This is a genomic window from Xanthomonas sacchari (assembly GCF_040529065.1).
In the GTDB taxonomy this organism is placed as follows: Bacteria; Pseudomonadota; Gammaproteobacteria; order Xanthomonadales; family Xanthomonadaceae; genus Xanthomonas_A; species Xanthomonas_A sacchari.
The window spans coordinates 327,848-349,503 of the sequence record NZ_CP132343.1 but is presented as its reverse complement, the minus strand read 5'-3'; the positions used below and the strand labels follow the sequence as shown (position 1 = coordinate 349,503).

General features: G+C 70.2%; 21 protein-coding genes. 8 read left to right on the top strand and 13 right to left on the bottom strand.

Features of this window, described 5'->3' with window-relative positions; genetic code table 11:
• Positions 1–87: 87 nt before the first annotated feature.
• Genes RAB71_RS01470 through xanC form a run of 6 tightly spaced genes read right to left on the bottom strand, consistent with a single transcriptional unit; the run spans position 88 to position 3,708 of the window.
• Positions 88–735, bottom strand: a complete 648-nt coding sequence (locus tag RAB71_RS01470; protein ID WP_010342699.1) for a LolA-related protein — start codon at positions 733–735, stop codon at positions 88–90.
• Entirely contained in the window at positions 659–1,633 is a 975-nt protein-coding gene (locus RAB71_RS01465) for an acyltransferase (protein ID WP_010342700.1), read from the bottom strand. Before RAB71_RS01465 ends, RAB71_RS01470 begins: the two co-directional genes overlap by 77 nt.
• Positions 1,630–1,917, bottom strand: a complete 288-nt coding sequence (locus RAB71_RS01460) for a hypothetical protein (protein ID WP_010342701.1) — start codon at positions 1,915–1,917, stop codon at positions 1,630–1,632. Before RAB71_RS01460 ends, RAB71_RS01465 begins: the two co-directional genes overlap by 4 nt.
• A 9-nt stretch (positions 1,918–1,926) precedes the next feature.
• A complete protein-coding gene (locus tag RAB71_RS01455) occupies positions 1,927–2,676 on the bottom strand; it encodes a 1-acyl-sn-glycerol-3-phosphate acyltransferase (protein ID WP_010342702.1) in 750 nt (249 codons plus the stop codon).
• A gap of 56 nt (positions 2,677–2,732) precedes the next feature.
• On the bottom strand, positions 2,733–3,464 hold the full coding sequence (locus RAB71_RS01450) for a hypothetical protein (protein ID WP_040901820.1): 732 nt from the start codon (positions 3,462–3,464) through the stop codon (positions 2,733–2,735).
• Positions 3,439–3,708, bottom strand: coding sequence for a xanthomonadin biosynthesis acyl carrier protein XanC (gene xanC, locus RAB71_RS01445; protein WP_003470209.1), 270 nt, complete (start codon positions 3,706–3,708; stop codon positions 3,439–3,441). Before xanC ends, RAB71_RS01450 begins: the two co-directional genes overlap by 26 nt.
• Positions 3,709–3,839: 131 nt before the next feature.
• On the opposite strand from xanC, the gene RAB71_RS01440 reads away from it, so the two are divergent.
• From RAB71_RS01440 to RAB71_RS01430, 3 genes are read left to right on the top strand one after another with little or no spacing between them, the layout of a single operon-like run.
• Positions 3,840–5,198: an NAD(P)/FAD-dependent oxidoreductase gene (locus RAB71_RS01440; RefSeq protein WP_087943471.1), complete on the top strand. Its 1,359-nt coding sequence runs from the start codon at positions 3,840–3,842 to the stop codon at positions 5,196–5,198.
• A complete protein-coding gene (locus RAB71_RS01435; RefSeq protein WP_010342705.1) occupies positions 5,195–6,211 on the top strand; it encodes a pteridine-dependent deoxygenase in 1,017 nt (338 codons plus the stop codon). The genes RAB71_RS01440 and RAB71_RS01435 overlap by 4 nt, the downstream gene beginning before the upstream one ends.
• Positions 6,204–6,725, top strand: coding sequence for a hypothetical protein (locus RAB71_RS01430; RefSeq protein WP_010342706.1), 522 nt, complete (start codon positions 6,204–6,206; stop codon positions 6,723–6,725). The genes RAB71_RS01435 and RAB71_RS01430 overlap by 8 nt, the downstream gene beginning before the upstream one ends.
• A 164-nt stretch (positions 6,726–6,889) precedes the next feature.
• Here RAB71_RS01430 and RAB71_RS01425 read toward each other — a convergent pair whose 3' ends face one another.
• From RAB71_RS01425 to RAB71_RS01410, 4 genes are all read right to left on the bottom strand, one after another.
• Positions 6,890–8,251: an AMP-binding protein gene (locus tag RAB71_RS01425; RefSeq protein WP_040901824.1), complete on the bottom strand. Its 1,362-nt coding sequence runs from the start codon at positions 8,249–8,251 to the stop codon at positions 6,890–6,892.
• Positions 8,252–8,357: 106 nt separating this feature from the next.
• Positions 8,358–9,374, bottom strand: coding sequence for a cytochrome d ubiquinol oxidase subunit II (cydB, locus tag RAB71_RS01420; RefSeq protein ID WP_010342708.1), 1,017 nt, complete (start codon positions 9,372–9,374; stop codon positions 8,358–8,360).
• On the bottom strand, positions 9,374–10,774 hold the full coding sequence (locus tag RAB71_RS01415) for a cytochrome ubiquinol oxidase subunit I (RefSeq protein ID WP_010342709.1): 1,401 nt from the start codon (positions 10,772–10,774) through the stop codon (positions 9,374–9,376). The genes cydB and RAB71_RS01415 overlap by 1 nt, the downstream gene beginning before the upstream one ends.
• A 177-nt stretch (positions 10,775–10,951) precedes the next feature.
• A complete protein-coding gene (locus RAB71_RS01410; protein ID WP_234006515.1) occupies positions 10,952–11,371 on the bottom strand; it encodes a hypothetical protein in 420 nt (139 codons plus the stop codon).
• Positions 11,372–11,580: 209 nt separating this feature from the next.
• Here RAB71_RS01410 and RAB71_RS01405 point away from each other — a divergent pair, with 209 nt between their 5' ends.
• From RAB71_RS01405 to RAB71_RS01390, 4 genes are all read left to right on the top strand, one after another.
• Positions 11,581–13,965 (top strand): S9 family peptidase, encoded by a 2,385-nt coding sequence (locus tag RAB71_RS01405; RefSeq protein ID WP_029562052.1) that lies wholly within the window; start codon positions 11,581–11,583, stop codon positions 13,963–13,965.
• A 399-nt stretch (positions 13,966–14,364) separates the two neighbouring features.
• Complete coding sequence (locus tag RAB71_RS01400; RefSeq protein WP_010342713.1) at positions 14,365–14,919, top strand: hypothetical protein; 555 nt, start codon at positions 14,365–14,367, stop codon at positions 14,917–14,919.
• A gap of 60 nt (positions 14,920–14,979) precedes the next feature.
• Positions 14,980–15,879 (top strand): oxygen-dependent coproporphyrinogen oxidase, encoded by a 900-nt coding sequence (gene hemF, locus RAB71_RS01395; RefSeq protein WP_010342714.1) that lies wholly within the window; start codon positions 14,980–14,982, stop codon positions 15,877–15,879.
• Positions 15,876–16,142, top strand: coding sequence for a DUF2164 domain-containing protein (locus tag RAB71_RS01390; protein WP_010342715.1), 267 nt, complete (start codon positions 15,876–15,878; stop codon positions 16,140–16,142). Before hemF ends, RAB71_RS01390 begins: the two co-directional genes overlap by 4 nt.
• Before the next feature lie 521 nt (positions 16,143–16,663).
• Here RAB71_RS01390 and polA read toward each other — a convergent pair.
• Entirely contained in the window at positions 16,664–19,435 is a 2,772-nt protein-coding gene (gene polA, locus RAB71_RS01385; RefSeq protein WP_010342716.1) for a DNA polymerase I, read from the bottom strand.
• Between the two features lie 437 nt (positions 19,436–19,872).
• On the opposite strand from polA, the gene RAB71_RS01380 reads away from it, so the two are divergent.
• Positions 19,873–20,166 carry a DUF2782 domain-containing protein gene (locus tag RAB71_RS01380; RefSeq protein WP_010342717.1) on the top strand — a complete coding sequence of 98 codons (294 nt, stop codon included), beginning with the start codon at positions 19,873–19,875 and terminating at the stop codon, positions 20,164–20,166.
• 268 nt (positions 20,167–20,434) lie between these two features.
• On the opposite strand, the gene RAB71_RS01375 is transcribed toward RAB71_RS01380, so the two are convergent.
• Entirely contained in the window at positions 20,435–20,881 is a 447-nt protein-coding gene (locus RAB71_RS01375; protein WP_010342718.1) for a universal stress protein, read from the bottom strand.
• A gap of 85 nt (positions 20,882–20,966) precedes the next feature.
• Complete coding sequence (locus RAB71_RS01370; RefSeq protein ID WP_029562053.1) at positions 20,967–21,527, bottom strand: sugar O-acetyltransferase; 561 nt, start codon at positions 21,525–21,527, stop codon at positions 20,967–20,969.
• Positions 21,528–21,656 lie beyond the last annotated feature (129 nt).

Here is a 21,656-nt window from a genome sequence, read left to right as displayed (position 1 = left end):
CGCCGCCCTGCGCCGTGCGATCAGCCACCGCACGCGCAGCCGTCAGGCCGACAGCACGCTGCCGGCGGGCGCCTCCGCGTGCGGGGATCACGCCGCGTCGCCGTGGCACAGCGCGGTCAGCGCAGCGCTGTCGGCAACGGCGCCGGCGGCCTGCGCGGCACCGGCCAGCAGGGTGCGCTGGACGTCGCCCTTGGCCGGGGTGGTCTCGATGCAGCGCAGTTCGGCGCCACGGCCGTACAGGTGCAGGCTGCGCACGTGCGCGGCCATGGCCGGATCCTTCGGCTGCAACTGCAGCTGCCAACGCTCGCGGGTGCCGCTGCTGCTGATGTTGAACTGCTGCTGCAGCAGCGCGCGGTCGCCGGACAGCAACGCGCCGAAACCGCTCTGCAGGCCGGCCAGTTCCGGCACGCGCGCCAGCGAGAAGCGCCGCGGCGGCTTGCCGTCGCGCTCCAGCGTGGCCTCGCCGCCACGCAGGGTGGTGGTCTCGTGGTACGGCGCGGTGACCTCGCGCACCAGGGTCTGCGCGTCCGGGCGGCGGTACTCGCCCTGCACCCGCAGCGGCGTCTTCAGCAGCGCCGAACCGCGCAGTTCGACGAAGGCGGTGCTGACCGGCGCCGGCCGCGCCAGCTTCTGCAGGATCCAGTCGGCGTCCGGCGCCTCAGGCGATGCGGCGCTCAGCGGTGCGGCGCTGCACAGCAGTATCAGCATCCACGGCAAGGTGCGGCGCATCGGCATGGCGGTTGTTCCAGAAGTCGTAGAAGTTGAACCAGTTGTAGGGCGCGGAGCGGGTGTAATGCTCCAGCCTGGCGGCGTAATCGCGGATGAGCGCGGCCAGCACCGGCGCGCGCTGCCGGCGCGGCAGGTCCAGGCCTTCGCTGAAGGTCTCGAACACCAGTTCGTAGCGGTTGCCGCCGCGGTACAGGCCGAACGCCAGCACCACCGGCACCTTGAGCGCGGCGGCGATCAGCCACGGCGAGGTCGGGAACAGCGCGCCCTGGCCGATGAACGCGGCCGGCAGCGCCGGATCCTCCGGGCGCGGCCGGTCCACCAGCAGCGCGACCAGCGCGCCCTCGTCGGTGGCCTGCTTGATCGCCATGACGATCGAGGTGCTGTCCATGCCGGCGTCGATGATGTTGGCGGCCAGCTGCGGGTTCAGCGCGCCCAGCAGCTCGGTCATCGCCGGGTTGTGGGCCTTGTCCAGCACCACCTTGACCTGCACGTCCGGACGCTCGGTGGCCAGCACCCGCAGCGCGTCGAAGCTGCCCAGGTGCGAGCCGAAGATCAGCACGCCGCGGCCGCGATCCATCTGCGCGTGCAACTGGTCCAGGCCGCGGATCTGCACCCGGAAGCGGTGCATCTGCCCGCACAGCATGAACACCCGGTCGAGGATGGTCGAGGCGAAGGTGTGGATGTGCCGGGCCACCTCCAGCAACGTGGCCGGGCGGTCGAACACACGGCTCAGGTAGTGCCGCGAATCGCGCCGCTCCGGACCGCGCACCAGCAGGAAGTACAGGGTGATCGGGTACAGCAGCAGGCGGCCGACGGCGCGGCCGCCGTAACGGGCGATGCTGCGGATCAGCCACAGGGCGAAACGGCCGCCGCCTTCCGGGCGGTGCTTCCAGCCGGCGCTCACGGCGCCGCCTCGGCGTTGAGTTCGCCGCTGACCAGCAGGTACTCGCCACGCAGCACGCGGAAGCGCCAGCGCGGTGCGGCGCCGTCCAGTTCCACCCGCGCCGGCTGGCCGGGAAACAGCGGTTGCACGAACTTCACCTGCGGCAGGCGCAGCGGCGCGCGCGCGCCGTGCGCCGCCTCCACGGCCTGCAGCACGTGGTCCAGCACCACGACGCCGGGCACCACCGGGCGGCCCGGGAAGTGGCCGGGCAGGCTGGGATGATCATGCGGTACGACAAATTGCATACGGGCGACTCATATCCTGGGTTCGAGCATCGCACGGACGGCCTGGTGCGCGCGCTGGGTCAATTCCTGGCGAGTCAGCGGACCGTCCTCGCCGTTCACCTGGATCGGCGTGCCGATCCGCACCCGGATGAGGCCGGGCCGGACCCGGAACAGGCTGGTCGGCGGCAGCACCTTGCCCGCCCCGTCCAGCGCCACCGGCACCACGTCCACTCCGGCATCGATCGCGGCCTGCAGCAGCCCGGCCTTGAACTCGGCCAGCGCGCCGCTGCGGCTGCGGGTACCTTCCGGGAACAGGCACAGGTCCTGGCCACGGCGCAGCAGCGCCGCCGCCTCGCGCCGCATCATCGCCCCGGCGCGGCGGCTGTCGCGGTCCAGGAACAGCATGCCGGTGTCGCGCGCATACCAGTTCACGAACGGCACCTTCAGCATCTCGTCCTTGAGCAGGAAGCGCAGCGGCACCGGCAGCGCCATGAACAGCGCGCAGATGTCGATGATCGACTGGTGGTTGCTGACGAACAGATGGTTGCGCGACCAGTCCACCCGCTCGCGGCCCTCCACCTGCAGCCGCGCCCCGGCGCCGAACAGCAGCACCGGCGCCCAGAACCGCGCCGCCATGCGCAGCGGCAGGCGCGGCCCGCTCAGCCGCAGCAGCACCAGCGCAACGACGATGCCCAGCGCGGTGTGCGCCAGGGTGAATGCCAGCTGCAGGGCGTTCCACACCGCCCAGGCCATGCGCGACGGCATCCCAGCCTGCGGCAACTTGCTGTTTTCCTTGATGATCTGCACGACCCTTGCGTCCCCTGCACTCCCGCACGTCAGCGCAATAGATCGCGCCAGAAAACCGGCCCCAGCCGCGCCAACCGGTGCAGGAAATCGGGCAGATTACGGTAGGGACGCTGCGGAAACCAGCGCCCGCGCAGCAGATACTCGCCGACGAAGAAGCCGCCGATGACCCCGTAACCCAGCAGATTGGCGAACAGCGAGGCACGCGCGTCGCTGATCGGCAGCGGCGCGGCGAGGCCCAGTTGCGCCAGCACCCCGCTGGGCTGGGCGCACAGCGCCAGCACCAGGTTGAGCAGGGTCAGCGCCACCAGCAGCAGGGTCCAGGCCAGGGTCAGGCGGCGGGTGTAGCGCAGCTGCTCCGCGGTGATCGGCATGCCGGCCTGGCGGTACAGGGCCTCGACGATGCGGGTGATCAGCGGCGTGCGCCCGCGCTGCAGGCTGCGCCCGAAGAACCAGGCCACCCACGCGGTGAACAGCACCGGCGGCGCGGCCAGCAGCAGCAGCGCGTGCGGCGAGCGCCACAGCGGCACCAGCGCCGCGGTCGCGGCGATGGCCAGCACCCAGGCCCAGGGCCGCCAGCGCGCCATCGGCTCCACCAGCACCATCAGCACCAGCGCCGCCCCGGCCAGCACCGCCAGGTCCGGGCGGTGCGCGGCGTTGGCCCAGTGCGCCAGCGGCGAGTAGGCCAGCGCCAGCAGCACGCCCAGGGCCAACGCCCAGGGCGCGGCGTCGGCCGGCTCAGCTGGTCTTGTTGGCTTCGACATGCGCCGACAGCGCGCGCAGCGAGGCGAAGATGCGGCGGTTCTCGTCGTTGTCCGAACGCAGCTGGAAGCCGTAGCGCTTGCTGATCGCCAGCGCCAGCTCCAGGGCGTCGATCGAGTCCAGACCCAGGCCGGTATTGAACAGCGGCGCCTCCGGATCGATGTCGCCGGGCTGGACGTCTTCAAGGTTCAGGCTCTCGACCAGCAGCTCGGCCAGTTCACGTTCGGCGGCGGTTTGCGAAGACATCCAGGGGCTTCCAGGCGTAAGGACGGGTGCGACAAGATGGTGCATCGGGCGCTGCGGCGCAACCATCGGCCCGCGAACGGCACGCTATCATGCCGTTTCGCCCCGCCGTTGCGCCCGCAGGTTCCCTCAGGATGACGTCCCCCGCTGTTGCTTCCCCTCCTCCCACCGCAAGCGCCATCGAGGCGGAAACGCCCGACGTGCTGGTGATCGGCGGGGGGCCGGCCGGCTGCGCGGCGGCGATCGCCCTGGCGCAACGCGGCTGGCGGGTGACGGTGCTGGAAAAGGATCACCACCCACGCTTCCACATCGGCGAATCGCTGCTGCCGATGAACATGCCGATCCTGCAGCGGCTGGGCGTGCTCGACCAGGTGCGGGCGATCGGCGTGCTCAAGCTCGGCGCCGATTTTCCCAACGATGCCGGCGGCTACAACACCTTCCGTTTCGCGCACGCGCTGGGCGCGCAGTCCGACTTCGCGCTGCAGGTGCCGCGCGCCGACTTCGACCGGGTGCTGTTCGCCCACGCGCGTGCGGTCGGCGCCGACGTGCACGAGGGCGTGCGTGTCGAGGCGGTGCAGCTGGACGGCGAGACGCCGGCAGTGCAGGCGCGCAGCGCCGACGGCCTGCGCCACTACCGGCCGCGCTACCTGATCGACGCCAGCGGCCGCGACACCTTCCTCGGCAACAAGCTCAAGCTCAAGCGCGCCAACCCGCGGCACCAGTCGGCGGCGCTGTTCAGCCATTTCCGCGGCGTGGCGCGACGCCCGGGCGAGGACGCCGGCAACATCAGCATCTACCGTCACGCGCACGGCTGGATGTGGCTGATCCCGCTGCCCGACGACGTGATGAGCGTGGGCGCGGTGTGCGACCCGGAATACATGAAGACCCGCCAGGGCTGCGACAGCGAGACGTTCCTGCTGCGTACGCTGGCGCTGAATCCGGACGTGGTGGCGCGCATGGCCGACGCGCAGCGCGTGGCGCCGGTGCATGCCACCGGCAACTACGCCTACGAATGCACGCGCATGAGCGGCCCGCGCTGGCTCATGCTCGGCGACGCCTACGCCTTCGTCGACCCGATGTTCTCCTCCGGCGTGTACCTGGCCATGCACAGCGCCGAGCGCGGCGCGGCCATGGTCGACGCGGCGCTGCGCGACCCGGCCCGCGAGGCGCGGCTGCAGCGACGCCTGGAGCGACACCTGCGCGGCGGCCTGGACGAGTTCAAGTGGTTCATCTACCGCTTCACCTCGCCGACCATGCGCGAGCTGTTCGCGCAGCCGCGCAACGTGCTGCAGGTGGAGCAGGCCGTGGTGGCGATGCTCGCCGGCGACGTCTTCGACAACCGTGCGGTGCTGCGCCGCCTGCGGGTGTTCCGCGCCATCTATGCGCTGTCCGCGGTGGCGATGCTGCCGCGGGCATGGCGCGCCTGGCGCCACCGCCGCCGCCAGGCCCGCGAATCGTTCCACGGCGACACTTTGCACGGAGACACCCCATGAGCCGCCCGCACCTGCAGTTTCCGCATCACACGCAGGGCCATCCGCAGTTGCAGGTGGACTACGTCGCCGAGACCGACCCCAGCCAGTGGCTGGCCGAGGACCGCGTGCTGGCGGTGTTCGGCTTCGGCGAGACCGCGCCCTACCACGACGACCCGCGCTACCTGCGCGTGCCGCTGCAGCCGCACGGCCCGCGCATGCTCGAGGTGTGGCGTACCGACGCGCCGGTGCACAGCGGCCGCGACGGCGCCATCGCCTGGGCCAGCGACGGCCGCCTGCAGTTCGGCGTGATCGAGATCGACGAGCGCCAGGTCGACCTGGACATCGAGGAAGCCGCCGCGCTCGCCTACGCGCAGCTCAGCGCCTTCGTCGCCGGCAGCGCCACCCCGCGCCTGCTGCGGATCTGGAACTATCTGGACGCGATCACCCTGGGCAGCGGCGACCGCGAGCGCTACCGGCGCTTCTGCGTCGGCCGCGCGCGCGGGCTGGGCGATTTCGACGCCACCCAGCTGCCGGCGGCGACCGCGGTCGGCCGCTGCGACGACGCGCGGGTGATGCAGATCTACTGGCTGGCCGCCGCGCAGGCCGGCACCCCGCTGGAGAACCCGCGCCAGGTCAGCGCCTACCGCTACCCGCGCCAGTACGGCCCGCAGCCGCCCAGCTTCGCCCGCGCCATGCTGCCGCCGGCCGGTAGCGACATGCCGCTGCTGCTGTCCGGCACCGCCAGCGTGGTCGGCCACGCCTCGATGCACCAGGGCCAGTTGCTGGCGCAGTTGGAGGAAACCTTCGCCAACTTCGACGCCCTGCTGGCGGCCGCGCGCGAACACGCCCCGGACCTGCCGCCGCAGTTCGGCGACGGCACCCGCCTGAAGGTCTACGTGCGCGAGCCCGGCGACCTGCCGCTGGTCGCCGATGCCCTCGATGCCCGCTTCGGCGAGCGCGTGCCACGCCTGCTGCTGCACGCAGTGATCTGCCGCGACGAACTGGCGGTGGAGATCGACGGCGTGCATGGTTGAGCGGCAACGCAAGATCGTCCTGGTGTCCGGCGCCCCAGGCGCCGGCAAGACCACGCTGGCGGCGCACCTGGGCTTTCCGCTGTTCTGCAAGGATTTCATCAAGGAGACGCTGACCGACGCACTCGGCGATGGCGGCGGCGATCTCGCCGCGTCGCGCCGTCTCGGCGGTGCCGCGATGGAGATGCTCTGGTCGCTGGCGCAGCGCAGTCCGCACGCGGTGCTGGAAGCCAACTTCCGACCCCGCAGCGACTACGAGCGCGGCAGGATCGCCGCACTGCAGGCGAGGCTGGTGGAAGTCCATTGCCACTGCGGCCATGACGAGACCCTGCGCCGCTTCCGCGCGCGCGCCGCGACAGGCACGCAGCATGCGGCGCACCCCCTGCGGGAACTGCCGCCCGACCTGCTTGCCGACTACCCCGGCCCGATCGGCCTGGGGACGGTGATCGACGTGGACACCCGCATGCCGGTGGATCTGCCGCACCTGTGCGCGCAGGTCGCGGCCGCGCTTTCCTGAGCGGGTACCGGCAGGATCGCGGAAGAACCGGTGATGCCGCAGCGATGGGCATGCCTGCGCTTGCGACGCGACCTACCGCGAGACAGGCTCGGCGTATCGCAGACGTCGGGGTCGCTTGGCCGCTTGCCAAGCCGGCTTGATCCCGGCGCGGTTCGACCGCCCGGTCAGTCCTCGCGCGCCGCCAGCAACGCCAGCATGCGATCGCGCGGCAACTTGCCGGTTTCGTTGCGTGGCAAGGCGTCGAGCAGGCGCAGCCGGCGTGGCAGGAACACCGGGTCGAGTTCGCGGCGCAGCGCCGCGAGGATCGCGGCCTCGTCGAGGGTCGGCGCCACCACCACCGCGGCGATGCGGCCCACCGCCTGGCCCGGCTCCGGGTCCAGTTGCAGCATCGCGCCGTCGACCACGCCGGGCAGGGCCAGCAGGCGCCGGGTGAGATCCGCCAGCGAGGCGCGCTTGCCGGCGATCTCCAGCAGGTCGGCCTGGCGCCCGCGCACCTGGAAACGGCCGTCGGCGTCCACTTCCATCAGGTCGGCCAGCAGCACGGGCTGCGGCAGGTGCGGCGCGTGCACCAGGGTGCCGTCTGGCTGCGGCGCCACGCGCACGCCGGGCAGCGGCGTCCACGGCACTTCGCAGGCGGTACGGCGGCTGGCGAACACGCAGGTCTCGGTGGAGCCGAACATCTCGCGCACCTCGCCGCCGAAGCGCGCCTCGGCGGCGGCGGCCAGTTCCTGCGCCAGCGGCGCGGTGGCCGAGACGATGCCGGCCAGCGGCGGCAGGGCGACGCCGGATTCGACCAGCGCGCGCAGATGCACCGGCGTGGTCACCAGCAGGCGCGGCGCCGGCAGCTGCGCCAGCGCGCGGGCCACGTCCTCGGGAAAGAACGGGCGTCCGGCGTGCACCGCCAGCGGCGTCACCAGCGGCAGCAGGATCGACAGCTCCATCCCGTACATGTGCTGCGGCGGCACCGTGGCCACCACCTGCGGCACCGCCGTGTCCGGCCACAGCCCGACCAGCGCCAGCAGGTCCTGGCGGGTGCTGGTGAGGAAGCTGCCCCAGGTCTTGGGATTGGGCTTGGGCGCGCCGGTGCTGCCGGAGGTGAAGCCGATCGCCACCAGGGCGTCGTCGGCCAGCTGCGGCATCGGCCCGTCCAGCGACGGCAGCGCGTCCGGCAACTGCCAGTAGCGCGGCGGCGGCTCGGCCAGCGCCAGATCGCCCAGGCAGTAGCAGTCGGCATGGGTGCGCTGCACCTCGGCCACCACCGCCGGCGCGCGCGAGGACGGCAGCAGCGAGGTCTGCCCGCACAGCGCCACCGCGCAGAACGCGACCATGAAGCGGTAGCGGTCCTCGCACAGGTTCAGCGCATGCCTGCCAGCCGGCAGCACCGCGGCCAGGCCGCGCACGTGGCCGAGGAAGGTCGCCAGGTCGATGTGTTCGCAGTTGGCGAAGGCCAGCGGGCGTTGTGCGTCGCCGACGGCCAGCGGGTGCAACAGGGGCGAAGCGGGAATCTCGGAGGAAACGGCGGACATGCAGGACGCGACTCGGGCAGGCGGTGACCCGCACGGCGCGGGGAGCCGGTAGCTTGGCCGCCACCGCCGCCGCTGGCAAGCCGCCCGCCCGCCGCGGCGGCCGCCGTCAGTGGTGGTAGCCGGTGTCGGCGGTGATCTTGCCGCGGAACACCCGGTACGACCACGCCGTGTAGCCCAGGATCACCGGCAGCAGCACCGCCAGCCCGACCAGCACGAAGCCCTGCGAGGACGGCGGCGAGGCCGCTTCCCAGATGGTCAGCCCGGGCGGCACGATGTTCGGCCAGATGCCCAGCACCAGGCCGAAGAAGCCGAGCACGAAGAAACACAGGGTCAGCACGAACGGGCGCGCATCGCGGCCCTGCGCCATCGCTGCCCGCCACAGCGCCAGCGCGTTGACCAGCACCAGCAGCGGCACCGGCGACAGCCACCAGAAATTCCCGTCGTGGAACCAGCGCGCCATGATCCGCGAGTCCAGGAACGGCAGCCAGGCGCTGACCAGGCCCATGAACACCACCACCACCAGCACCAGCGGCCGGGTCAGGGTGCGGGCGATGCGCTGCATCGCGCCCTCGGTCTTGAGGATCAACCAGCTGCCGCCCAGCAGCGCGTAACCGAACACCACCGCCGCACCGGTGAGCATCGAGAACGGGCTGAACCAGCCCAGCACGCCGCCCAGATACTTGCCGTCCTGCAGCGGCATGCCTTCCACCAGCGCGCCCAGGATCACCCCTTGCCAGAACGCCGCGCACAGCGATCCCAGTGCGAATGCCCAGCCCCACAGGTACTTGGATGTGCGCGCCTTGAAGCGGAACTCGAAGGCCACGCCGCGGAACACCAACGCGATCAGCATCAGCAGCACCGGCAGGTATAGCGCCGACAGCACGATCGCGTAGGCCTTGGGGAACGCCGCCAGCAGGCCGGCGCCGCCGAGCACCAGCCAGGTCTCGTTGCCGTCCCAGATCGGCGCGGCGGTATTCATCATCAGGTCGAGCTGCTCCTCGTCCTCGGCGAACGGCGCCAGGATGCCCAGACCGAGCACGAAGCCGTCCAGCAGCACGTACATCAGCACGCCGAAGCCGATCACGCCGAACCAGATCACCGGCAATACGGTCGCCATGTCCATCAGCGGGTCTCCTCGATGTCGTCGTCGGCCGCCGACAGCGGCCGCGCCGGGGTCTTGTCGCCCTCCTGCATGCGCGGCGCCGGCTCGTGCGGCAGCGGCCCGTGACGCAGCATGCGCAGGATGTACCAACTGCCGAAGCCGAACACCAGCGCGTAGGCGAGCACGTACACGCTCAGCGAGATCCACACCATCGCCGGGCTGACCGGGCTGACCGCATCGCGGGTATGCAGCAGGCCATAGATCACGTACGGCTGGCGCCCGATCTCGGTGACGAACCAGCCGGCGACCAGGGCCACAAACCCGGCCGGCAGCATCGCGTTCCATGCCAGGTGCAGCGCACGCCGGCGCAGCAACGTGCCGCGCCACCAGAAGAACAGCGACACCAGCGCCAGCAGCAGCATCGCCATGCCCAGCCCGACCATCACCCGGAACGCGTAGAACACCGGCTTCACCGGCGGCCGCTCGTCCCGCGGCACCGCGGTCAGCGGGGTGATCTCGCCATCCAAGGTGTGGGTGAGGATCACGCTGCCCAGGCGCGGGATGGTCACCTCGTAGTCGTTGCGCTCGGCGGCCTCGTTGGGCACCGCGAACACCACCAGCGGCACGCCCTGCCCCGGCGCCTCGCCGTGCCAGTGCCCCTCCATCGCCGCCACCTTGATCGGCTGATGCTCAAGCGTATTCAGTCCGTGCGCGTCGCCGGCGGCGATCTGCAACGGCAGCGCGATCGCGGCGAACGCCACCGCCAGCTTGAGCATGCGCCCGGCCGCGTCCAAATGTTCGCCGCGGCGCAGATACCAGCCACTGACCCCGCCAATCACGAAGCACGTCGTGATGAAGGCGGCCAGCACCATGTGCGTGAGCCGGTACGGGAACGAGGGATTGAAGATCACCTCGCGCCAGTTGGCCGGGTGGAACACGCCCTCGACCACGGCATAGCCGGCCGGCGTCTGCAGCCAACTGTTGGCCGACAGGATCCAGAACGTGGAGATCAGCGTGCCGATCGCGACCAGGCAGGTGGCCAGGAAGTGCAGCTTTTCGGGCACCTTGTGCCAGCCGAACAGCATCACCCCGAGGAACGAGGCTTCCAGGAAGAACGCAGTCAGCACCTCGTAGCTGAGCAGCGGGCCGAGGATGTTGCCGGCGCGTTCGCTGAGCACCGCCCAGTTAGTGCCGAACTGGAAGCTCATCACGATGCCGCTGACCACGCCCATGCCGAAGGACACGGCGAAGATCTTCAGCCAGAAGAAATACAGATCGCGCCACACCGTGTCGCGGGTACGCAGCCAGCGCCACTCCAGGAACGCCAGCCAGCTCGACAGACCGATAGTGAAGGCCGGGAACAGCACGTGGAAACTGATGACGAATCCGAACTGGATGCGCGACAGCAGCAGGGCGTCCATGAGTAGCGCCTGAGGCAGCGGAAACGATGCCTATTGTTGGTGCAGCGCGGCGAAATGGGATGTGACGGTTTGTCGCAGCGCCTATATCACCCCAGGGTTGGCGCAACCGCGAGAGCGGAAAGAAGGCTCTGTTCGAGGCTCGGTTCATCGGGCCACGTCTCAAGCCCGGCGCCTCCCTCAATCAGACAACGCCAGCTCCACCTGGACTTCCTTTTTGCATCGCATGCCCACCTCGGGAAACGTCCACTGTCCGACAGCGTCAAGCACGGCTTCAGCGTAGCCTGAGTCCGAGAATTTCCTTCTCTCCAACTGTTTGACATCGACCCTCGATATTTCGGCAAACGATACGTCGCCATTCCTTTCGATCACGATCGCGACGTCGATCGAGCCGATGAACAGGCTTCCCGTACGCCTTGGCAGCACTGGCCGAATGGTTTCGAGCGGGCGCAAGCTGGACGCGCAGTCGTTCTTTGGCAGGTCGTGCGTTTGCTGTCCGCCACCTGTTGCGAGCGCCGCCAACACAAGCACACTTTTCATGGTTCCCTCGCGTTTGCATGCTTGCTTGCCCGGTGGCGTGTCGACCTTGGCCTGCGTCATGCCAGGCAGTCGTGACCTGAAGCGACGCGCGGTGTGACGAGCGATCATGGCGCAGCCACCGCGTGCGCCGATCTACCCGGCGCGCGTTCGCCAGCGCCGGCGCCAAGATTACAAGGCCTCCGCTCCCGGTGGCGCCCATGACCAACGGCGCAATCGCACCACCCCGGCGGCTGCTACGCTTGCGGTTTGCCGTTCGCCCGGAATTCCAGATGCGTCGTCTCGCCCTGAGCGCTGTTGTGTTGCTGTCCCTGTCCTGCCTGCCGCCGCTGGCCGCGGCCCAGGAGGCCGCCGCCCCGCTGACCATCGAGCAGGCCATGGCCGATCCGGACTGGATCGGGCCGCCGGTCGAGGATGCCTGGTGGGCCTGGGACGGGCGCCAGGTGCAGTACCAGCTCAAGCGCACCGGCAGCCCGGTGCGCGACACCTACCGCCAGGGCGTCGACGGCGGCGCCGCGCAGCGGGTCGAGGACGCCCAGCGCAGCACCCTGGACGCGGCCAACCCGGTCTACGACGCGCGCCGCCAGCGCATGCTATTCGTGCGCAACGGCGACGTGTTCCTGCGCGACCTGCGCAGCGGCGCGCTGACCCAGCTGACCCGCAGCAACCAGGCCGCCGCGCGCCCGCAGTTCACCACCGATGGCGGCGCGCTGTGGCGGGTCGGCAACGACTGGTACCGCTGGAGCCCGGGCGGCGGCGTGCAGCAGGCCGCGGTGCTCAAGGCCGAGCGCGATCCCGATGCCGCGCCCAAGCCCGACGTGCTGCGCGAGCAGCAGCTGCGTACCCTGGAAACCCTGGCCCGCGACCGCGCGCAGCGCGAGCTGCTGCGCCAGCAGGAGCAGGCCTGGCGCCGCGCCGACAGCAGCCGCGCGCCGGCACCGGTGTACCTGGGCGACGACGTGTTGGTCGACGACAGCGCGCTGTCGCCGGACGGCCGCCACCTGCTGGTGGTCACCCACGCCAAGGGCGCCGAGGAAGGCCGCGACAGCAAGATGCCCAAGTACGTGACCGAGTCCGGCTACGCCGAGTTCCAGGAAGCACGCACCCTGGTCGGCCGCAATTCGCCGGTGGCGCAGACCCTGTGGCTGGTCGATGCGGTGGCCGGAAGCGCGCGAAAGCTCGACCTGTCGGTGCTGCCCGGCATCGGCACCGATCCGCTGGCGGCGCTGCGCAAGGCGGCCAAGCAGGAGCCGCTGCAGGGCCCGCGCGCGGTGCGCGTGGAGACCGACGGCGACGGCAGCGGCGCCTCGATGCACTGGAGCGAGGACGGCCGCAACGTCGCCGTGCTGCTGCGTGCGGTGGACAACAAGGACCGCTGGATCGCCAGCGTCGACCTGGACAAGGCCGTGCTGCAGCCGCGCCACCGCCTGACCGACCCGGCCTGGATCAACTGGAGCTTCAACGATTTCGGCTGGATGCCGGACAACCAGACCCTGTGGCTGCTGTCCGAGCAGTCCGGCTATTCGCACCTGTACACCCAGCGCGGCAACGAGAAGCCGCGCCAGCGCACTTCCGGCAAGTGGGAAGTGTCGGCGCCGATGGTCAGCGCCGACGGCCAGGGCTTCCTGTTCCTGTGCAACCGCAAGTGGCCGGGCGACTACGAGGTGTGCAAGCTCGACCTGCGTAACGACAGCGTCGCCGAGCTGACCGCGCTGGACGGCGTGGAGGACTTCGCGCTGTCGCCGGACGGCCAGCAGTTGCTGGTGCACTACTCCGGCCCCTACCTGCCGCCGCAACTGGCGGTGCTGCCGGCCGCCGGCGGCAACGCGCGCGTGCTCACCGACACCCGCAGCGCCGCGTTCAAGGCGCGCCCGTGGGTGCAGCCGCAGTTCGTGCAGGTGCCGTCCAGGCACGGCGCCGGCACCGTCTGGGGCAAGTACTACGGTCCGGCGCAGCCCGAGCCCGGCAAGCGCTACCCGGTGGTGATGTTCGTGCATGGCGCCGGCTACCTGCAGAACGTGTCGGCGCGCTACACGCCTTACTTCCGCGAGCAGATGTTCCACAACCTGCTGGTGCAGAAGGGCTACATCGTGCTGGACCTGGACTACCGCGCCAGCGCCGGCTACGGCCGCGACTGGCGCACCGCGATCTATCGCGACATGGGCCATCCGGAGCTGGAGGACTATCTGGACGGCCTGGACTGGCTGGTCGACAGCAAGCAGGGCGACCGCAGCCGCGCCGGCATCTACGGCGGCTCCTACGGCGGCTTCATGACCTACATGGCGCTGTTCCGCAGCCCCGGCACGTTCAAGGCCGGCGCCGCACTGCGCCCGGTGGCCGACTGGAGCCAGTACAACCACGAGTACACCTCCAACATCCTCAACACACCAGACCTGGACCCGGAGGCCTACCGCACCTCCTCGCCGATCGAATACGCCGGCGGGCTGCGCGACCACCTGCTGATCGCCCACGGCATGGTCGACGACAACGTGTTCTTCAAGGACTCGGTCGACATGACCCAGAAGCTGATCGAGCTGCACAAGGACAACTGGGAGATCGCGCCGTACCCGCTGGAGAAGCACGGCTTCACCCGCGCCGATTCCTGGCTGGACGAGTACAAGCGCATCCTCAAGCTGTTCGAGCGCGAGCTGCGCTGAGCCGGTCGCATACCGAGGCGCCTGCCGTCGACGTGCGGCAGGCGCCGGGGAACCCCCAGCGCGGTGCCCGCAGGACACCGCCAACCGCCTGCACCGGCCACGCATCACGCCATCGCGTAGGAGCGGCTTCAGCCGCGACGGGGGGCGTTACCGGCAACGCCCCGTCGCGGCTGAAGCCGCTCCTACGCAAGCGCCCACAGCCGCCGGACCCGGCACGCCCTGCGCCCCGGCGCTTTTTGGCAGCCCCGGCTGACGGCAACGGGACGACCTTGCCGTCGGCCAAGCGCCCGGCACATGCGCAGGGGACACCATCGCGCGCCCAACCGGCTTGCGCCCGGGTCCGCCATCCCTATCCTTGCCGGACTGCCGCCAGCGCCGCCCCGCCCCGAAGGACCGCCGATGTTGCCCCCGCCCCTGCCCGCCGCCCGCAACCAGACCATCGACGCGATGGCCAAGCTCACGCTGCTGCTGGGGGTGCTGTCGCTGCTGTACGGGATTGGCCAGGCGCTACTGCTGCTGGCATTGCCGGACGGGGCGATCGAGGGCGCGCTGCGCGAGGCCGGCCTGCCATTGCCGCCGCTGCTGCAGTGGTGCGTGACCCATGCGCTGGCGCTGTCCTGGCTGACCGCGCTGCTGTCCGCGGCGCTGTGCGCGGCGGCGTGGGCGCTGCTGCAGCGGCGCGACTGGGCGCGGCGGGCGTTCATCGTGTTCCTGGTGATCACCGCCGCGGCCAACTTCGCGGCGCTGCCGCTGCTGTGGCAACTGTTCGACCTGCTGCATGCGTGGACCCTGCTGCAGGGCGTCGACCCGCAACAGCTCCAGCACGACCTGGCGCTGGGCCGGATCACGCTCATGGTCAGCGGCGCGCTGACCGCCCTGGTCTTCGCCGGCCTGCACGGCTGGCTGGTCTACCAGCTGTGCCGCCCCGCGATCCGCGCCGAGTTCCGCCGCTGACCGCCTCGTCCGTGCGGTTCGCCGCAGACGGCTGACACAGCGAGCTTCTAGAATGGCGGCATGCATACCTTCGACCGTGTCCGCGACTATCTCACCGGCCTGCAGGACCGCATCTGCGCGGCGATCGAGGCCACCGACGGCCAGGCCCGTTTCGCCGAAGACCTGTGGCAGCGCGCGGAGGGCGGCGGCGGCCGCACCCGCATCCTGCGCGACGGCGCGGTGTTCGAGCAGGCCGGCATCGGCTTCTCCGACGTCGCCGGCACCCGCCTGCCGCCCTCGGCCAGCGCCAACCGCCCGGAACTGGCCGGCGCCTCCTGGCGCGCGGTCGGGGTGTCGCTCGTGTTCCACCCCCTCAGCCCCTACATCCCCACCACCCATGCCAACGTGCGCTACTTCGAGGCACAGCGCGATGGCGCCACCGTGGCCTGGTGGTTCGGCGGCGGCTTCGACCTGACCCCGTACTACCCGTTCGACGAGGACGCCCGCCACTGGCACCAGACCGCGCACGACCTGTGCGCGCCGTTCGGCGAGGACCGCTATCCGGCGCACAAGCGCTGGTGCGACGAGTACTTCTTCCTCAAGCACCGCAACGAGACCCGCGGCGTCGGCGGCCTGTTCTTCGACGACCTGCATGCCGATTTCGAGCGCGACTTCGCCTACCAGCGCGCGATCGGCGACGGCTTCCTCGACGCCTACCTGCCGATCGTGGAACGCCGCCGCAGCCAGCCCTGGGGCGAGCGCGAGCGCGAGTTCCAGCTGTACCGGCGCGGCCGCTACGTCGAGTTCAACCTGGTCTACGACCGCGGCACCCTGTTCGGCCTGCAGAGCGGCGGGCGCAGCGAGAGCATCCTGATGAGCCTGCCGCCGCGGGTGCGCTGGGAATACGGCTTCCAGCCTGAACCGGGCAGCCCAGAGGCGCGCCTGGCCGAATACCTGGTGCCGCGCGAGTGGCTGGCGTGAGCGCGCCGGCGCGCACCGCGGTGCTGGGCCGTGAGGACAAGCGCGCCATCGCCGAACAGTTGCAGGCCTACCTGCGCACCGAGCTGCAGCAGCAGGTCGGCGCGTTCGAGGCCGAATTCCTGCTCGACTTCGTCGCCGAGCGCATCGGCCCGCACTATTACAACCGCGGCCTGCACGATGCCCGCGCCACGCTGACCGCGCAGATGGACACCCTGGACGACGCGCTCTATCAATTGCAGCAGCCGACCGACGCACGCCGCTGAACGCGGCAGCAGACGCCGGGGAATGCGGCGCCGTAAATCCTTCGGGCATAAAAAAGCCCCGCGGACCAGGGGGAGGTCGGCGGGGCCAGGGAACGGAGACTTGGGGAGGAGTCGCCGTTCCTGGATCTGCTCCAGGGGATGGGAGGAGATCCGCGACAGGTATTGCGCCTGTCGAGGGATATAAGAACATTTCCCACCTTGCTCGTTCGTGAAGATTTAAGTTAAAAATTTGTCAGATTAAGGACGGATTCATTCGCAAAATCCGTCCGAAATAAACAGCGTCAAAATTCCGTTCAACCGCTGCAGCGCCGCGCGCCGCAAGGTGTGACGCCAGTTGGAATTCCAGGCGCTTCAGCGCGCCTCGGGTCAAAAAAGCAGCGCGAATGGGAAAGCGAAAATCACTGGCGGGATAATCCGTCCGAAAACCCGATTCGATTTTCCGCGAGCCGGCACGCGCGCTGTCTACGCAAGGCACCGCAACGTCATGCCGGGTCCTGGATCCATGTCCAGGACCGAGGCGCTCAATGCGCCTCGTCCCAGTTGTCGCCCACGCCGCTGTCCACCACCAGCGGCACCTTCAGCTCCGCCGCGGCGGACATCCGCCCGGTCACTTCCGGCAGCAAGGTATCGACGAAGTCGGCATCGGCCTCGAACACCAGTTCGTCATGCACCTGCAGGATCATCAACGCGCGGTCGCGGTGGTCCTGCAGCCAGGCGTCCACGCCGACCATGGCGCGCTTGATGATGTCGGCGGCGGTGCCCTGCATCGGCGCGTTGATCGCGGCACGCTCGGCGCCGGCACGCAGGCCCTGCTGGCGGGCGTTGATGTCGTTCAGGTACAGGCGGCGGCCGAACAGGGTCTCCACGTAGCCCTGGGTGCGCGCCTGCTCGCGCATGCGCTCCATGAAGTCGCGCACGCCCGGGTAGCGGCTGAAATACAGCGCCACGTAGTCCTGCGCCTCGCCGCGGCCGATGCCCAGGTTGCGGGCCAGGCCGAACGCGCTCATGCCGTACATCAGGCCGAAGTTGATCGCCTTGGCGGCGCGACGCTCGTTGCCGGTGACCTCTTCCAACTTGCGCCCGAACACCTCGGCGGCGGTGGCGCGGTGCACGTCCACACCACTGCCGAAGGCGCGCAGCAGGCCGGGGTCCTCGGACAGGTGGGCCATGATCCGCAGCTCGATCTGCGAATAGTCGCAGGCGATCAGCTTGCGCCCCGGCGGGGCGACGAAGGCGCGGCGGATGCGGCGGCCGTCGTCGGTGCGGATCGGGATGTTCTGCAGGTTGGGATCGGAGGAGGACAGCCGCCCGGTGGCGGCGCCGGCCTGGTGGTAGCTGGTGTGCACGCGGCCGGTGGCGGGGTTGACCATCTCCGGCAGCTTGTCGGTGTAGGTGCTGCGCAGCTTGGCCAGGCCACGGTATTCCAGGATCACCCGCGGCAGCTCGTGCTGGTCGGCGATCGCCTCCAGCGCCTCCTCGTTGGTGCTGGGCTGGCCCTTGGGGGTCTTCAGCACCGCAGGCAGCTTGAGTTCGTCGAACAGCACCGCCTGCAACTGCTTGGGCGAGTCCATGTTGAAGCTGCGCCCGGCCAGCTCGGTGGCCTTCTGCTGCGCGGCCAGCATGCGCTGGCTCAGCACCTGGCTCTGCTTGCGCAGCTCGGCGATGTCCACGCACACGCCATTGGCCTCGATGCGCGCCAGCACCGGCACCAGCGGCATCTCGATCTCGCGGTAGACGCGCGCCAGCGCCGGCTCGGCCTCCAACTGCGCCGACAGGGTGCGGTGCAGGCGCAGGGTGATGTCGGCATCCTCGGCGGCGTAGCGGGTGGCGTCGTCGATGGCCACCTGCGAGAAGGCGATCTGCTTGGCGCCCTTGCCCGCCACGTCCTCGTACTTGACCGTGTCGTAGCCCAGGTAGCGCCGGGCCAGCGAGTCCATGTCGTGGCGGCTGGCGGTGGAATTGAGCACGAAGCTCTCCAGCATGGTGTCGTCGGCATAGCCCTGCACGTCCACGCCGTGGCGGCGCAGCACGTGCAGGTCGTACTTGCCGTGCTGGCCGACCTTGGCCTTGGCCGGGTCCTCCAGCAGTGGCTTGAGCATCTCCAGCGCCAGCGCGCGGTCCAGTTGCACCGGCGCGCCAGGATAGTCGTGACCCAGCGGCAGGTAGTCGGCGCGGCCCGGCTCGGTAGCGAAGCTGAGCCCGACCAGGTTGGCGCGCATGGCGTCCAACGCATCGGTTTCGGTGTCGAAGGCGAAGCCGTCGGCGGCGCGCAGGCGCACGAGCAGTTCCTCGAACTGTTCGGGTGTGCTCACTGCGGTGTAGTCGCCCTTGGCGGCCAGCGCCGGATCCAGCGCAGCGGCATCGGCCGGCGCGGCGCCGCGTGCATAGCCGGCAGCGGTGCCGCGCAGGCTCGGCGTGGCCTCGCTGGCGGCCTCCGGCGCGGCCACACCGCCGTCCAGGTCGCGCAGCGCCTGGGTGAAGCCGTAGCGCTGGTACAGGCCGCGCAACTGCTCCGGCTCCTGTTCGCGCAGGCCCAGGGTGCGCGGGCCGCCGGGCAGCGCCACGTCGGTCTTGATGGTGACCAGTTCACGGTTCAGCGGCAGCCGCTCCAGCGCGGCGCGCAGGTTGTCGCCGATCTTGCCCTTGATGGAGTCGGCATGCGCGATCACCCCGTCCAGCGAGCCGTACTCGGCCAGCCACTTGGCCGCGGTCTTGGGCCCGCACTTCTCCACCCCGGGCACGTTGTCGATGGCGTCGCCCATCAGCGCCAGCAGGTCGACGATCTGGTGCGGCCAGACCCCGAACTTCTCCATCACCGCCGCATCCGAGTCCATGCGGCTGCCGCTCATGGTGTTGACCAGCTGCACGCCGGGGCGCACCAGCTGGGCGAAATCCTTGTCGCCGGTGGAGATGGTGACGTCCAGGCCGTCGCCGGCGCCCTGCAAGGCCAGGGTACCGATCACATCGTCCGCCTCGACCCCGTCCTCGCGCAGGATGGTGATGCCCAGCGCATGCACGATCTGGCACATCGGCTCGACCTGCGCGCGCAGCTCGTCGGGCATCGGCGGACGGTTGGCCTTGTACTGCGGGTACAGGTCGTCGCGGAAGGTCTTGCCCGGCGCGTCGACCACGAAGGCGACGTACTCGGGGCGCTCCTTCAGGGTGGCGCGCAACATGTTGACCACGCCGAACAGCGCGCCGGTGGGCTCGCCGGCGGCATTGGTCAGCGGCGGAAGCGCGTGAAACGCGCGATACAGGTAACTGGACCCGTCGATCAGGACTAATCGGCTCATCGGCCAATTCTACGCTGCTGCGTGTAGCCCCTCTCCCGTCGGGAGAGGGGGTTGGGGTGAGGGTGCGACGCGAAGCGTCTCGCTGATTTGATCCACGAGGCTGCGCCCGTACCCTCATCCGCCCCTGCGGGGCACCTTCTCCCAATGGGAGAAGGGAAACGCCAAAGCCCCTCTCCCCCCGGGAGAGGGGTTGGGGTGAGGGTCCGGCGCGAAGCGACGCGCTGACTTGGTCCACGAGGCTGCGCCCGTACCCTCATCCGCCCCTGCGGGGCACCTTCCCCCCAAAAGGGGGCCGTGGTCCCGACGGGAGAAGGAAACGCCAAAGCCCCTCTCCCACCGGGAGAGGGGTTGGGGTGAGGGTACGGTCACCATTCGCACACCGCACGCAGACACTCGGCGCATACTCTGCGCATGTCCTGCCTGTGGAGTACACCGCAATGAAAGCCCTGATCCTCGTTCCGCTGTTGCTGCTGGCGGGCTGCGCCTCGACCGGCCTGGGCTCGGACGGCGCGCCGATGGACGTGCGCGGCGCGGAAACGACCCAGCGCAAGATGGACAACGGGGACACCGTCGACGAATACCGCGTGGGCGGGCAACTGCGCATGGTCAAGGTGACCCCGGCGCGCGGCCCGGCCTACTACCTGTACGACCGCAACGGCGACGGCCACATGGAAGTGGACGGCAGCAAGGACAATGTGTCGCCTGTGTACTGGAAGCTGTACAGCTGGTGATGTCGCGCCCGGCGCGCGCCAAACGGCGGCGCGCGTGAGGGTGAGCGCATCTTCCCGATCTGCCAGACGGACGGATGCACGTGCGTATCGGGCGCCAGCCCCGTGTCGCGGCGTCGCCTCTCGGCGCAGGCGCGTGACAGGCCGAAACGTATCGGCAAAGCCATAAGTCGCTGCCGCCAGCGGCCGGATGCCAAATGCCGGCCTCAAGCGGTTTCGGCACCGCGCCGACTTCGGCACCGCGCCGACATCGACGCGGCGCGCCCGCACCTCAACGGATCACCAGCACCGGCACCTGGCTGTTGGCGAGCACTTCCGCGGTCTGGCTGCCGAGCAGCACCCGGCTCATGCCGCGGCGGCCGTGCGAGGTCATCACGATCAGCTCGCTGTTGCAGGCCACGGCCATGTCGATGATGCCCTCGGCGGCATAGCGGTCGAGCACGTGACGGGCGTGCGCGGTCACCCCGGTCGCTTCGGCGGCGGCCAGCGCCGGCGCCAGGATCTTCTGCGCGCCGGCTTCGCGGTCCTGGCGGTATTCGGGGCTGGCCTCGTAGCCCACGCTCCAGCCCATCGCGTCGTACATGCCCATCGCCCACGGCTCGGACACGGTGACGATATCCACCTCCGCGCCGAGCGCGGCGGCCAGCGCCAGGCCCTGTTGCAGGCCCTTGGCGGACAACTCGGAACCATCGATGGCGATCAGGATGCGCTGGTACATGGCGGTGCTCCGGTAACGCCGCGCGTGGCGGCCAGGAAAGCATTGCACACCCGCTGCGCAGCGCCCGCCTTGACCCGGATCAAATTCAGTCGCTGTGCGGCTTCAGCGGGCGTGCCGGATTGCCGGCCACGCGCGCGCCGGCCGGCACGTCGCGGGTGACCACGCTGCCGGCGCCGATCACCGCGTCGTCGCCGATGGTCACGCCCGGCAGCACGATCGCGCCACCGCCGATCCAGACATTGCGCCCGATCATGACCGGCCGCCCCAGCTCCAGCCCCTCGGCGCGCTGCGCGGCCTCGCGCGGATGATCGGCGGCGTATAGCTGCACCGCCGGCCCGATCTGGGTGCCGGCGCCGATATGCACCGGCGCCACGTCGAGGATCACGCAGTTGAAGTTGAGGAACACGTCCTCGCCGAGGTGGATGTTGTAGCCGTAGTCGCAATGGAACGGCGGCCGCACCACCGCGCCGCGTCCCACCGAACCCAGTCCTTCGACCAGCAATGCGTGCCGCCGTGCCGGCGGTTCGGCCAGCGCCGCGTTGTAGCGCCGCATCCAGGCGCTGGCCGCGTCCTGCTCGGCCTGCAGTTGCGCGTCGTTGGGGCGATACGCCTCGCCGGCCAGCATCTTCTCTTTTTCGCTTCGCATCCTTGCCCTCCCAGGCAGTGGTCGAACGGGAATGATCGCATCGCGCTGCGTCACAGCGCGTGTCCCTGGCGGCAACGCGCAGGCCGCAGCCACGGCCACGTCGTGACCCACAGACCACGCCGCATTCAC

Coding starts and splice junctions, on each gene's coding strand:
- RAB71_RS01430 (WP_010342706.1), top strand. CDS start 6,204: ATGGTTGAGCGGCAACGCAAGATCGTCCTGGTGTCCGGCGCCCCAGGC.
- RAB71_RS01400 (WP_010342713.1), top strand. CDS start 14,365: ATGTTGCCCCCGCCCCTGCCCGCCGCCCGCAACCAGACCATCGACGCG.
- cydB (WP_010342708.1), bottom strand. CDS start 9,374: ATGGACATGGCGACCGTATTGCCGGTGATCTGGTTCGGCGTGATCGGC.
- polA (WP_010342716.1), bottom strand. CDS start 19,435: ATGAGCCGATTAGTCCTGATCGACGGGTCCAGTTACCTGTATCGCGCG.
- RAB71_RS01405 (WP_029562052.1), top strand. CDS start 11,581: ATGCGTCGTCTCGCCCTGAGCGCTGTTGTGTTGCTGTCCCTGTCCTGC.
- RAB71_RS01380 (WP_010342717.1), top strand. CDS start 19,873: ATGAAAGCCCTGATCCTCGTTCCGCTGTTGCTGCTGGCGGGCTGCGCC.
- xanC (WP_003470209.1), bottom strand. CDS start 3,708: ATGTCTTCGCAAACCGCCGCCGAACGTGAACTGGCCGAGCTGCTGGTC.
- RAB71_RS01450 (WP_040901820.1), bottom strand. CDS start 3,464: ATGTCGAAGCCAACAAGACCAGCTGAGCCGGCCGACGCCGCGCCCTGG.
- hemF (WP_010342714.1), top strand. CDS start 14,980: ATGCATACCTTCGACCGTGTCCGCGACTATCTCACCGGCCTGCAGGAC.
- RAB71_RS01460 (WP_010342701.1), bottom strand. CDS start 1,917: ATGCAATTTGTCGTACCGCATGATCATCCCAGCCTGCCCGGCCACTTC.
- RAB71_RS01435 (WP_010342705.1), top strand. CDS start 5,195: ATGAGCCGCCCGCACCTGCAGTTTCCGCATCACACGCAGGGCCATCCG.
- RAB71_RS01375 (WP_010342718.1), bottom strand. CDS start 20,881: ATGTACCAGCGCATCCTGATCGCCATCGATGGTTCCGAGTTGTCCGCC.
- RAB71_RS01370 (WP_029562053.1), bottom strand. CDS start 21,527: ATGCGAAGCGAAAAAGAGAAGATGCTGGCCGGCGAGGCGTATCGCCCC.
- RAB71_RS01415 (WP_010342709.1), bottom strand. CDS start 10,774: ATGGACGCCCTGCTGCTGTCGCGCATCCAGTTCGGATTCGTCATCAGT.
- RAB71_RS01410 (WP_234006515.1), bottom strand. CDS start 11,371: ATGACGCAGGCCAAGGTCGACACGCCACCGGGCAAGCAAGCATGCAAA.
- RAB71_RS01440 (WP_087943471.1), top strand. CDS start 3,840: ATGACGTCCCCCGCTGTTGCTTCCCCTCCTCCCACCGCAAGCGCCATC.
- RAB71_RS01470 (WP_010342699.1), bottom strand. CDS start 735: ATGCCGATGCGCCGCACCTTGCCGTGGATGCTGATACTGCTGTGCAGC.
- RAB71_RS01425 (WP_040901824.1), bottom strand. CDS start 8,251: ATGTCCGCCGTTTCCTCCGAGATTCCCGCTTCGCCCCTGTTGCACCCG.